The 12371-nt window shown below is 69.7% G+C and carries 11 protein-coding genes; all 11 read left to right on the forward strand.

Annotation, left to right across the window (positions count from 1 at the left end; all coding sequences use genetic code 11):
• The gene (locus ACSFA8_RS07460; protein ID WP_435478858.1) at positions 1 to 975 is read left to right on the forward strand and encodes an ABC transporter permease; all 975 of its coding nucleotides are present in this window, start codon (positions 1 to 3) and stop codon (positions 973 to 975) included.
• Positions 975 to 1817 (forward strand): ABC transporter permease, encoded by an 843-nt coding sequence (locus ACSFA8_RS07465; RefSeq protein WP_286541460.1) that lies wholly within the window; start codon positions 975 to 977, stop codon positions 1815 to 1817. Before ACSFA8_RS07460 ends, ACSFA8_RS07465 begins: the two co-directional genes overlap by 1 nt.
• Positions 1814 to 3472: an ABC transporter ATP-binding protein gene (locus ACSFA8_RS07470; RefSeq protein ID WP_435478859.1), complete on the forward strand. Its 1659-nt coding sequence runs from the start codon at positions 1814 to 1816 to the stop codon at positions 3470 to 3472. The genes ACSFA8_RS07465 and ACSFA8_RS07470 overlap by 4 nt, the downstream gene beginning before the upstream one ends.
• Positions 3472 to 4434: a 2-hydroxyacid dehydrogenase gene (locus tag ACSFA8_RS07475; protein ID WP_435478860.1), complete on the forward strand. Its 963-nt coding sequence runs from the start codon at positions 3472 to 3474 to the stop codon at positions 4432 to 4434. The genes ACSFA8_RS07470 and ACSFA8_RS07475 overlap by 1 nt, the downstream gene beginning before the upstream one ends.
• Before the next feature lie 43 nt (positions 4435 to 4477).
• Positions 4478 to 5845, forward strand: a complete 1368-nt coding sequence (locus ACSFA8_RS07480) for an aspartate aminotransferase family protein (protein WP_435478861.1) — start codon at positions 4478 to 4480, stop codon at positions 5843 to 5845.
• Positions 5845 to 6927, forward strand: a complete 1083-nt coding sequence (locus tag ACSFA8_RS07485; protein WP_435478862.1) for a histone deacetylase family protein — start codon at positions 5845 to 5847, stop codon at positions 6925 to 6927. The genes ACSFA8_RS07480 and ACSFA8_RS07485 overlap by 1 nt, the downstream gene beginning before the upstream one ends.
• Entirely contained in the window at positions 6924 to 7823 is a 900-nt protein-coding gene (locus ACSFA8_RS07490; protein WP_435478863.1) for a DMT family transporter, read from the forward strand. Before ACSFA8_RS07485 ends, ACSFA8_RS07490 begins: the two co-directional genes overlap by 4 nt.
• A 41-nt stretch (positions 7824 to 7864) precedes the next feature.
• On the forward strand, positions 7865 to 8614 hold the full coding sequence (locus tag ACSFA8_RS07495) for a GntR family transcriptional regulator (RefSeq protein ID WP_435478864.1): 750 nt from the start codon (positions 7865 to 7867) through the stop codon (positions 8612 to 8614).
• The gene (locus tag ACSFA8_RS07500; RefSeq protein ID WP_435478865.1) at positions 8611 to 9639 is read left to right on the forward strand and encodes a histone deacetylase family protein; all 1029 of its coding nucleotides are present in this window, start codon (positions 8611 to 8613) and stop codon (positions 9637 to 9639) included. The genes ACSFA8_RS07495 and ACSFA8_RS07500 overlap by 4 nt, the downstream gene beginning before the upstream one ends.
• Positions 9640 to 9789: 150 nt before the next feature.
• Positions 9790 to 10848, forward strand: coding sequence for a phosphotransferase (locus ACSFA8_RS07505; protein WP_435478866.1), 1059 nt, complete (start codon positions 9790 to 9792; stop codon positions 10846 to 10848).
• 8 nt (positions 10849 to 10856) lie between these two features.
• Positions 10857 to 12146, forward strand: coding sequence for an aspartate aminotransferase family protein (locus ACSFA8_RS07510; protein WP_435478867.1), 1290 nt, complete (start codon positions 10857 to 10859; stop codon positions 12144 to 12146).
• Positions 12147 to 12371: the final 225 nt, after the last annotated feature.

A 12371-nucleotide genomic window follows, 5' to 3' on the forward strand; every position in this document is an offset into this window, starting at 1 on the left:
ATGAAGCGCACGCAGTTCATGCTGACCCGCGTGCTGCAGGGTCTGGTGGCGATCCTGCTGATCGCCACGGTCAACTTCATGCTGGTTCGCGCCGCGCCGGGCGATCCGGTGTCGGTGATGGCCGGCGAGTCGGGCGCGTCCGACCCGCAGTACGTGGCCCAGCTGCGGGAACAGTTCGGGCTCGACAAGCCGTTCACCACGCAGCTCGCCACCTACCTGGGCAAGGTGGTGCAGCTCGACCTCGGCTTCTCGCACCGCCAGCAGCAGCCGGTGTTGAAGCTCATCATGGACCGGCTGCCCGCCACGCTGCTGTTGACCGGCACGGCGTTCGCGCTGTCGCTGCTGTTCGGCATCACGCTCGGCGCGCTGTCGGCGCGGCGGGCCGGCACCTGGGTCGACAGCTCGATCACCGTGGTGGCGCTGATCTTCTACGCCACCCCGCTCTACTGGCTCGCGCTGATGGCGGTGCTGGTGTTCACGGTGCAGCTCGAATGGTTGCCGGGCTTCGGCTTCAGCACCGTGGGCTCGGGCCTCACGGGCTTCGCGCTGGCGCTCGACATTGGTCGCCACCTGCTGCTGCCGGCGCTCACGCTCGCGCTGTTCTACATGGCCGTCTATGCGCGCATGACGCGGGCCGCGATGCTCGAAGTCGCGCAGATGGACTTCGTGAAGACCGCCCGTGCCAAGGGCGTGAAGCCCGGGCGCATCCTGCGCGCGCACGTGCTGCGCAACGCGCTGCTGCCGGTGGTCACGCTGGCCGGCATCCAGGCCGGCGGGATGATCGGCGGCGCGGTGCTGACCGAAACCGTGTTCGCCTGGCCCGGCATCGGCCGGCTGATGTTCGACGCGCTGCTGCAGCGCGACTACAGCCTGCTGCTCGGCGCCTTTCTCGTGACGGCCGCCATGGCGGTGCTGTTCAACCTCGTCACCGACCTCGTCTACACGCTGGTCGACCCACGCATCGAACTGACATGATGAAAAGCCCCTTCTGGCGCCGCTTCACCCGCAACAAGGGTGCGGTCATCGGCATGGTCGTGCTGGTGATCGTTGCCATCGTCGCACTCCTCGGCCCGTGGATCGCCACCAACGATCCGTGGGGCATGGTGCAGCAGCCGTTCCTGCGCCCCTGGACGGAGCCGGGCTTCGCCATGGGCACGGACACGCTGGGCCGCGACATCATGTCCGGCGTGATCCACGGCGCGCGCATCTCGCTGCTGATCGGCGTGGTGTCGACCGTGGTGGCGTTGCTGATCGGCGTCACGCTGGGTGCCATCGCCGGCTATTTCGGCGGCTGGATCGACGCGGGCCTGATGCGCTTCACCGAGATCTTCCAGGCGGTGCCGAGCTTTGCGCTGGCGATCGTGCTGGTCGCCATCTTCCAGCCGTCGGTGGGCTCCATCGTCGCGGCCATCGCCATCGTGTCGTGGCCGCCGGTGGCGCGGCTGGTGCGCAGCGAGTTCCTCACGCTGCGCCAGCGCGACTTCGTGCAGGCCGCGCTGCTGGCCGGCCAGTCGACGCCGCGCATCATCCTCACGCAGATCCTGCCCAACGCCATGTCGCCCATCATCGTGATGGCGTCGCTGATGGTGGCCACGGCGATCCTGCTCGAGTCGAGCCTGAGCTTCCTCGGCCTCGGCGACCCGAACCAGATGAGCTGGGGCTACATGGTCGGCTCGGCCCGCACCGTGCTGCGCCAGGCCTGGTGGATGGCGCTGTTCCCCGGGCTGGCGATCGTGTTCACCGTGCTGGCGCTCAACCTCGTGGGCGAGGGCCTCAACGACGGCCTCAACACGCGGCTCGACGGGAGAAGCAAATGAGCGTTACCGTTGCAACCGTGCCCGCGGCCGTGCAGCCGGTGCTCGACATCGTCGACCTCGGCATCAGCCTGCCCGCAGGCGCCGACCGTGCGCTCGCGGTCGATGGCGCCACGCTGTCGGTGCTGCCGGGCCAGACGCTCTGCGTGGTCGGCGAATCGGGTTCCGGCAAATCGATGATCGCCAACGCCGTGATGGGCCTGCTGCCGCGCCCGCACGTCGCGCCGGTGGCCGGGCAGATCCTGTTCGAGGGCCGCGACCTGCTGCAGCTGACCGAGCCGCAGATGCGCGAACTGCGCGGCCGGCGCATCGGCATGGTGTTCCAGGAGCCGATGACAGCGCTGAACCCGGTGATGCGCATCGGCGAGCAGATCGGCGAAGTGTTCGACGCGCACGGCAACGTGCCCGTGGCCGAGAAGCGCCGCCGCATCCTCGCGGCGCTCGCCGATGTCGGCCTGCCAGATCCCGAACTGCTGATCGACGCCTACCCGTTCCGCCTGTCGGGCGGGCAGCGCCAGCGCGTGATGATCGCCTGCGCGCTGGTGCTGGAGCCGGTGCTGCTGATCTGCGACGAGCCGACCACGGCGCTCGACGTGACCACGCAGGCGCAGATCCTCAAGCTCATCCGCGAGCTGCAGCAGCGCCGCGGCACCGCGGTGCTGTTCATTACGCACGACTTCGGCGTGGTCTCCGAGATCGCCGACCAGGTGGTGGTGATGCAGACCGGCAAGCTGGTCGAGGCCGGCCCGGCGCGCCAGGTACTCACCGCGCCGCAACATCCCTACACCCGCAAACTGATCGCGGCGATTCCCGACGGCGAGGCCGCGAGCCCGGTACGGCAGGACGACGCGATTCGCCTGCTGCAGGTGCAGGATCTTTGCAAGACCTACCGCACCGGCAACGGCCTGTTCAAGCGCGGCCGTTCGGTGCAGGCCGCGAAGGACATCAGCTTCGAGCTGCTGCGCGGCGAAACGCTGGGACTGGTGGGTGAGTCGGGCTCGGGCAAGTCGAGCGTCGGGCGCTGCCTCGTGGGCCTGGCGCCGTTCGACAGCGGCCGCATCCTCTTCAAGGGCCGCAACCTCGCGCAGGGCGGCAACGTGCGCCAGGCGGCCGGCGGCAAGATCCAGATGGTGTTCCAGGATCCGTACGCGTCGCTCAACCCGCGCCACCGCATCGGCGCCGCAATCGCGGGCGGGCCGATCGCGCAGGGCGTGGGCAAGGCCGAGGCAATGGCGCGCGCCATGGAGCTGCTGCAGCTGGTCGGCCTCGGCGCCGATGCGGCGCAGCGCTATCCGCACGAGTTCTCGGGCGGGCAGCGCCAGCGCATCGGCATCGCCCGTGCGCTGGCGATGCAGCCCGAACTGCTGGTGGCCGACGAGCCGGTGTCGGCGCTCGACGTGTCGGTGCAGGCCCAGGTGCTGGAGCTGTTCGCCCAGGTGCGCGAGCGCTTCCATCTCGCGATGGTGTTCATCACGCACGACCTGCGCGTGGCCGGCCAGATGTGCGACCACATCGCGGTGATGCAGCGCGGCGTGGTGGTCGAGTACGGCGAGACGCAGAAGGTGCTGCGCGACCCGAAGCACGAATACACCCGCAAGCTGATCGACGCGGTGCCGCGGCTGGCCGCGCTCGACCGCCCGCTGGCGATGGCCGCGTGATGGACGTGCGTGCGAACACCCGCGCGCCCTGCGTGGCGCTGCTCAGCGAGGTGCTGGACATGCAGTACCTGGTGCCCGCTTTCCGCGAGGCCTGCCCCGACATCGACCTGCGCCTGGGCGCCGATCTCGGGCCGCTGGATGACATCGATGCGGCCGTCTGCTGGTTTCCGCCGCACGGCCAGCTCGCGCAACTGCCGAAGCTCACGCTGGTGCAATCGCTCGCGGCCGGCATCGACCACATCGTGGCCGACCCCGCGCTGCCGCGCGAGCGCCCGCTGTGCCGCATCGTCGACACCGGCATGGCGGCCGGCATGAAGGCCTATGTGACCTGGGCCGTGGTGCAGCAGCATCGCGGCATGCAAGCCTATGTGGCCAGCTCTGCGGCCGGCCGGTGGCAGGAGCAGGACGTGGTGTCGCCGCGCCGCTACCGTGTCGGCATCGCCGGGCTCGGCACGCTCGGCATGGCCTGCGCCGGGACGCTCGCGAGCATCGGCTACGAGGTCAGCGGCTGGAGCCGCAGCGCCAAGCACGATCTGCCGGTCGGCGTCACCGGCTTTCATGGCGATGCGCAGCTCGATGCATTCCTGGCGCGCTGCGACACGCTGGTGTGCCTGCTGCCGCTCACGCCGCAAACGCAGGGCTTCCTCGATGCCGCGCTGTTCGCGAAGCTGCCGCACGGTGCGCACTTGGTCAACGTGGGGCGCGGCGACCATCTGGTCGAGGCCGACCTGCTGCCTGCCCTCGACGCAGGACAGCTTTCAGCCGCCACGCTCGACGCGTTTTCGCAGGAGCCGCTGCCGCCGGGCCATCCGTTCTGGAGCGACGACCGCATCCTCGTCACGCCACACATCGCCACGCGCACCGACCGGCTCGTGATCGCGCAGCAGACGCTGGCCAATCTTGCGTCGCTGCAGCAGGGGCAGCGGCCGGCCAACCAGGTCGATCTCGAACGCGGCTACTGAAGCACGCGCCATCCATTCAACTTGCCGTACCGCCCTTCCTGCCATGAACGCCATCACCGCCGCCGAACGCGCTGCCCACGACATCGCAGCGCACCTGCACCCCTTCACCAACCTGGCCACCCATCCGCAGGTCGGGCCGCTGGTGATCACGCGCGGCGACGGCATCTTCGTGGAAGACGACCAGGGCCGCCGCTACCTCGAGGCGATGTCGGGCCTGTGGTGCGCATCGCTGGGCTTCAGCAACGCGCGGCTGGCCAAGGCCGGCAGCGAGGCACTGCAGGGGCTTCCTTACTATCACACCTTCAACGGCCGCTCGAACCCGGCCGCCATCGCGCTGGCCGAAAAGCTGCTGACGCTGGCACCGGTGCCGATGTCGAAAGTGTTCTTCGCCAACTCCGGATCCGAAGCCAACGACAGCGCGGTCAAGCTGGTCTGGTACTACCACAACGCCATCGGCAAGCCGGCCAAGAAGAAGATCATCGCGCGCAAGAACGCGTACCACGGCGTCACCGTCGCGGCGGCCAGCCTGAGCGGGCTGGTGCCGAACCACCGCGACTTCGACCTGCCGATCGACCGCATCCTGCATGTGGAGTGCCCGCACCACTACCGCTTCGGCGAAGCCGGCGAGAGCGAGGAAGCCTTCGCGACGCGGCTGGCCGATGCGCTCGAACAGCGCATCCTGGCCGAAGGCCCCGAGACGGTGGCCGCCTTCATCGCTGAGCCGGTGATGGGCGCAGGCGGCGTGCTGGTGCCGCCCGCCACCTACTTCGAAAAGGTGCAGGCCGTGCTGCGCAAGTACGAGGTGCTGCTGATCGCCGACGAGGTGATCTGCGGCTACTGCCGCACCGGCGAGATGTTCGGCTCCACCACCTTCGGCCTGCAACCCGACATCCTCACCTCGGCCAAGGCGCTGTCGTCGGGCTACGCGGCGATCTCGGCGGTGATGATCAACGAGAAGGTGCACGCAGCGGTGGCCGCCAACAGCGGCAAGATCGGCACCTTCGGCCACGGCTTCACCTACTCGGGCCATCCGGTCGCGGCGGCAATCGCGCTCGAAACGCTGCAGGTCTACGAGGACGACGACATCCTCGCGCACGTGCAGTCGCTCGCGCCCCAGTTCCAGCACGGCCTTCAGCGCCATGCGTCGCGCGCCCATGTCGGCGAGGTGCGCGGCGTCGGCCTGATCGGCGCGATCGAGCTCTCGGCCGACCCCGCGAAACGCACGCCGTTCGACCCGGCCTTGAAAGCCGGCGCGCGGCTCGCCGAGCTCGCGCTCGCGCAGGGCCTGATCGTGCGCGCCATGGGCGACGCGGTGGCGTTCTGCCCGCCGCTCATCATCACCGCCGAACAGGTCGACGAAATGTTCGCGCGCTTCGACCGCGCATTCGAACTGTTCGAGGCCTCGCTCTGATGCCGGCCTTCTTCACCGACGACCAGCTGCTGCACGAACCGCAGCAGTTCATGCGCCTCGGCCGCATCAGCAAGCCGACCGACCTGCCGAGCCGTGCCCACGCGCTGCGCGACGCGCTGGCCGGGCGCGGCATCGCGCTGGAAGCGCCGCGAGACTTCGGCCGTGCACCGCTGGAGGCCGTGCACAGCGCCGACTACCTCGACTACCTGGAGACCGCGTACGAGCTGTGGCGCGAACTGAAGATGCCCGGCGTCGAACCCGGCATCGAAGTGCTGCCGAACCTCTCGCCCTACTACAACGGCACGCCCGGCATGGCGCGCACGCCGTGCCCGTCGCCGTCGCTGGTGGCACGCACCGGCTACTACATCAGCGACCTCTCCTGCCCCATCGGCCCGGCCACCTGGCGCGCGGTGCTGCGCTCTGCCCACAGCGCGGTCGCTGCAGCCGATGCGGTGCTGGCCGGCGGCGGCATGGCCTACGCGTTGTGCCGGCCCTCCGGTCACCATGCCCACCGCGACCGCGCCGGCGGCTTCTGCTTCATCAACAACAGCGCCATCGCCGCGCAGCATCTGCGGCGGCAGCATGGCCGCGTGGCGGTGTTCGATGTCGACGCCCACCATGGCGACGGCACGCAGAACATCTTCTACGCACGCAGCGACGTGCTGACGGTGTCGATCCACGCCGACCCGAGCGGCTACTACCCGTTCTACACGGGCTATGCCCACGAGCGCGGTGCCGGCGAGGGGGAAGGGTTCAACCTCAACCTGCCGCTCGCGCACGGTGCCGGCAACGACGTGTTCCTCGACGCGGTAGACCGCGGCGTGGCTGCGCTGCGCGACTTCGCGCCCGACGCGCTGGTGCTGCCGCTCGGTTTTGACACCTACAAGGACGATCCGATCAGCGTGCTGAAGCTCGACCTCGACGCCTACCGCCACATCGGCGCGCGCATCGGCGCACTGAAGCTGCCGACCGTGGTGGTGCAGGAGGGCGGCTATCGGGTCGACGCCATCGGGCCCGCGCTCGACATGTTCCTGGCCGGCTTCGAGGCAGCCCGAGGCGAGCCGGTGAAGCGCCGCGCATGACCACTGCCACGGCCGCCATCGCGCTGCGCCCGCCCGGCTCGAAGGCCGCGGGTGTCGCGCTCTTTTTCTGCGCGCTGGTGGCCTTTGCCAGCTACGACGCGTTCTGCAAGTACATGCTGCAGTTCTACCCTGCGCCCTTCGTCAACCTGATGCGCTACGTTGCGGTGATCTGCATCGCGCTCGCGATGCTGCTGCGCCACGGCGACCTGCGCCTCTGGCGCACGCCGCAGAAGAAGCTGCTGCTGTTGCGCGGCGTGATGCTCGCCACAGTCGCCACCTGTTTCATGACCGCGCTGATCTGGATGCCGCTGGCCGAGGCCACCGCGATCTATTTCACCGCGCCGCTGCTGATGGTGGCGCTGTCGCCCTGGCTGGTCGGTGAACACGTGCGGCGCAGCCGCTGGGTCGCGGTGACGGTGGGCTTCGCGGGCATGCTGCTGATCGTGCGGCCCGGCGGCGACCTGCCCTGGCTCGGCACGGTGCTGATGGCGGTGGCGGCGGTCTGCTATGCGATTTTCCAGCTGCTCACGCGGCGGCTTGCAGGCCTGGTGCCGAGCCCGGTGCAATACGCGTGGACGGCTCTGGTGTGCCTCGTGGCCACGGCCATTCCGGCGCCCTTCTTCCTGCCGGCCGAGGCGCCACCCTGGGGTGCGGTGGGGCTGCTGCTGGCGGGCGGCGCCTGCAGCGGGGCAGCGCAGTGGCTGCTGCTGGCGGCCTTCGAGCGCGTCGAGGCTTCCACGCTCGCACCGCTCAACTACTTTCAGCTGCTGCTGGCCGTGGGCTTCAGCACCTTCTGGTTCCACAAGCCGCCGGACAGCCTGGCGCTCGCTGGCATCGCCCTGATCGTGGCGGCCGGGCTCTACCTGGCGCGGGCACGGCCCGCCGCCGGCTTGTGAAAATAACGGCGACAACGCCCCGCACCGCGAGACAAACGCACATGGCATTCCCTCCCTCTTCTTCTCCCTCCTCTCCCGACAACACGGACGCCTCCGTCTTCGAATCGGTCGAATCGACCGACCTGGTCGGCCTGGTCGAGGCGCAACTGACGCGCGCCATCGTCGAAGGCCGGCTCGCGCCAGGCAGCCGCATCGTCGAGGCCGACATCGCGCGCCGCATGGGCATCAGCCGCGCGCCGGTGCGCGAAGCGGCGCGCCGGCTGGAACGGCAGGGCGTGCTGGTGGCACGGCCGCGCCACGGCTTCGCGGTGCGAACCATCAGCGTGCAGGAAATCGACGAACTGTTCGAAGTGCGCATCTGCCTCGAACTCACCGCGATCGAGCGCGCCTGCATCAAGGCCAGCGACGCCGATCTGGCGCGCTTGCCGGCGTTCGTGGATTCCATGGTCGACCTGGCGCCGACCGAGCCGCAGCACAAGCGCATCGCGCGCGACCTGGAGTTCCACACGCTGATCAGCGAGCTCTCGGGCAACGCGCACCTGCACCGCATCTTCTCCAACACGCAGACCGAGATGCGCATGATCATCGCACTGTGCGATGCGGTCTACCACGACCCCGCTGCCATGGCCGAGACGCACCGGCCGCTGTCCGACGCGCTGGTCAAGCGCGATGTAGCAGCCGCCCGCGCCGCGATGCGACTGCACCTCGACGACGCCTGGCAGCACGTGCGCGCACTGTTCGTCGAGCAGCACGGAGCCGCTGCGGCCACCCCTCGCGGAGCCGATCGATGAAAGTCGTCTACAGCGACACGCACAAGCACCATGACCCGCAGCTCTTCATGGTGCGCGGGAAACTCAAGCGCAGCAACGAGCAGCCCGAGCGTGCGTTCCGCCTGTTGCAGGCGGTCGAGCAGGAGGGCCACGAGGTCGTCGCCACGCGCGACTTCGGCGCCGGCCCGCGTGCGGCGATCCATACGCCCGAGTACCTGCGCTTTCTGGAAACGGCCCATGCGCGCTGGCAGCTGCTGGACGATCCGTCTGACGAGGTCATGCCCAACATCCACCCGTTCCCGGGCCAGCCCTGCACCTACCCGGAGAGCGTGGTCGGCCAGGCCGGCTTCCACATGGGCGATGCCGCCTGCTCAATCGGCGCGCACACCTGGCAGGCGGCCATCGCCTCGGCCAACATGGCCACGCATGCGGCGCAGCTGGTGCTCGACGGCGAGCGCGTGGCCTACGCGCTGTGCCGGCCGCCGGGCCACCACGCGTACGTGGACCGCGCCAACGGCTTCTGCTACCTCAACAACGTCGCCATCGCGGCGCAGCACCTGCGCGGCATGCACGACCGCGTGGCGATCCTCGACATCGACGTGCACCACGGCAACGGCACGCAGGGCATCTTCTACCGCCGCTCCGATGTGCTGACCCTCTCGCTGCACGGCGATCCGCGCAACTTCACGCCCTATTTCACCGGCCATGCGCACGAGCGCGGCGAGGGCGAAGGCCTGGGCTACAACATCAACAAGCCGCTGGCGCTCGGCACCGACATCGACGGCTACCTGCCGGTGCTGCGCGACGTCTGCGACAGCATCCGGGCCTTCGCGCCCGGCGCGCTGGTGGTGGCGCTCGGCCTCGATGCGCACGAGCGCGATCCGTACAAGGGCATGAAGATCCAGACCGCAGGCTTTGCGGTGCTGCTGGCCGAGATAGCCCGGCTCGGCCTGCCGACCGTGCTGGTGCAGGAAGGCGGCTACCTGTCCGACGACCTCGGGCCCAACATCGCGAGCGCGCTGCGCGGCTTCGAAGGCGCCGCGTGAGCGCCGCGCCGGGCCGCCCCAAGCAAGCTCGCTCCCGCCTGGCGGGAAGGCGCGCAGCGCCAAGGGTGCACCAGTGAGCGCCGCGCCGGGCCGCCCCAAGCAAGCTCGCTCCCGCTTGGCGGGAAGGCGCGCAGCGCCAAGGGTGCATTAATGACAAGCGTCGATTTCGACGACGCGCCGGTGCTGAGCGAAGGCTCGCCCGAACTCGACGCGGCCTGGGTGCGCCAGCTTGCCCAAGAGCGCTACGGCATCACCGGCGAGATGAAGGCCCTCACCGGCGAGCGCGACCGTAACTACCGGCTCGAACGCGCGAGCGACGGCGCGCGCTTCATGCTGAAGATCTCGCACCCGGCCGAGACCGCGCTGGTGGCCGACTTCCAGACCCAGGCCCTGCTCCACCTCGCGGCCGCCGACCCCGGCCTGCCGGTGCAGCGCATCGTGCCGACACAGCAAGGCGAACCGTCGTTCCTCTGCGACCCCGGCGACGGGCTGCCACGCGTGGTGCGCCTCTTCACCTACCTGCCCGGCCTGCCGCTGCCCGAGGCGCCGCGCACGCCGCTGCAGCAGCAGAACCTGGCGCGCATGCTGGCCCGGCTCGACCTCGCACTCGCCGGCTTCGACCACCCGGCCGGCGACCTGCCGCTGCCATGGGACATCCAGCGCGCCGACAGCGTGCGCGGCCTGCTCGTGCACATTGTCGACGCCCAGCGCCGCGCCCTTGCAGGTGATGCCCTCGACCGTTTCGAGCGCGACGCCGCGCCGCTGCTGCGCACGCTGCCCGCGCAGCCGATCCACAACGACTTCAACATCTACAACGTGCTGGTGGATGCGCACGACACCGACCACATCGCCGCGATCCTCGATTTCGGCGACATGGTGCGCGCGCCCTGCATCGACGACCTGGCCGTTGCCGCGGCCTACCAGATCGGCACCGGCGACGATCCGCTGGTCGACATCGTGCCCTTCGTCGCTGCGTACCACGCGGTTCGGCCGCTCGCACCGGCCGAAGTCGAGGTGCTGTTCACGATGATCACGGCGCGGCTCGTGATGGTGGTCGCCATCAGCGGCTGGCGCGCCGCCCGCTACCCTGAGAACGCACCCTACCTGCTGCGCAACAACGCGCTCTCGTGGGCGCGCCTGCAGGCTTGTGAGCGCATCGGCGCCCGTGCCGCGACCGAAGCCTTCCGCAACGCCTGCAGCCTGAACTGAAAGCTCGCATGTCCGAGATCCTCGCAGACACCCAGGCCCTGATGGAACGTCGCGCCCGCGTGCTCGGCCCGGCCTACCGCCTGTTCTACGAAACGCCGTTGCACCCGGTGCGCGGCGAGGGCGCGTGGCTGTACGACGCCGACGGCACGCGCTACCTCGACGCCTACAACAACGTCGCCTCGGTCGGCCACTGCCACCCGCATGTGGTCGAGGCCATCGCGCGCCAGGCCGGTGTGCTCAACACGCACACGCGCTACCTGCACGAAGGCGTGCTCGACTATGCCGAGCGGCTGCTGGCGACGATGCCGGTGGAACTCGCGCATGCGATGTTCACCTGCACCGGCAGCGAAGCCAACGACCTGGCCATGCGCATCGCGCGTTCGCACACCCGGGCCGATGGCCTCATCGTCACCCGCTTCGCGTACCACGGCGTGACTTCGGCGATCGCAGTGGCGTCGCCCTCGCTCGGCAAGTTCGTGCAGTTGGGCGACAACGTGCGCACCGTCCCCGCGCCCGACAGCTACCGCATCGCGCCTGCGCAGATGGGGGCCTTCTTCGCCAGCGGCGTGCGCGAAGCCATCGCCGACCTGAAGGCGCACGGCATGCGCCCGGCCGCGCTGATGGTCGACTCCGTGTTCTCCAGCGACGGTATCTTCACCGACCCACCCGGCTTCATGGCCGAGGCGGTCGATGCGGTGCGCGAGGCCGGCGGCCTCTTCATTGCCGACGAGGTGCAGGCCGGCCTGGGCCGCAGCGGCGACAGCTTCTGGGGCTTCCAGCGCCACGGCGCGGTGCCCGACATCGTCACCATGGGCAAGCCGCTCGGCGCCGGCCATCCGCTGGCCGGGCTGGCCGTCCAGCCGGAGGTGCTTGCCGCGTTCGGCCGCGAGTGCCGCTACTTCAACACCTTTGGCGGCAATCCGGTTTCGATGGCCGCGGGCATGGCGGTGCTCGACGTGATCGAGCGCGAAGGCCTGGTGGCCAGCGCGCAACGCGTCGGCAATTACCTGCGCGGCCGCCTCACCGAACTGGCCGGGCGTCATGCCCTGATCGGCGACGTGCGCGGCGCGGGCCTGTTCACCGGCGTCGAACTCGTGACCAACCGCGCCGCGAAAACCCCGGCCACCGCGCAGACGGTGCGCATCGTCAACGGCCTGCGTGAGCGTGGCGTGCTGTTGAGCGCCACCGGCGAACACGCCAACACGCTGAAGATCCGCCCGCCGATGGTGTTCACCGAGGCGCACGCCGACCTGCTGATCGACACGCTCGACACGGTGCTCGCCGCGCTTCGTGCCTGAGGTTTCGGGGTAGGCCGCTGGCGGTGGGTGGCCCCTTCCGCGAATGTCCCCCGGCCTGCGGCCTCCTCCTTTATTTCGCTGCAGGGGCCACCCACCACCAGCGGCCAGGGCACGCTCGTGGTGTTCAGCGCGAAACGGTCACATCGCGTCCAGGATCAGGGCGGTGGGGCACGCTGCGCAGCGAAATAAAGGAGGAGGCCGCAGGCCGGGGGACATTCGCGGAGC

The sequence above is a fragment of the Variovorax nitratireducens genome (assembly GCF_051216545.1).
GTDB lineage: Bacteria > Pseudomonadota > Gammaproteobacteria > Burkholderiales > Burkholderiaceae_C > Variovorax.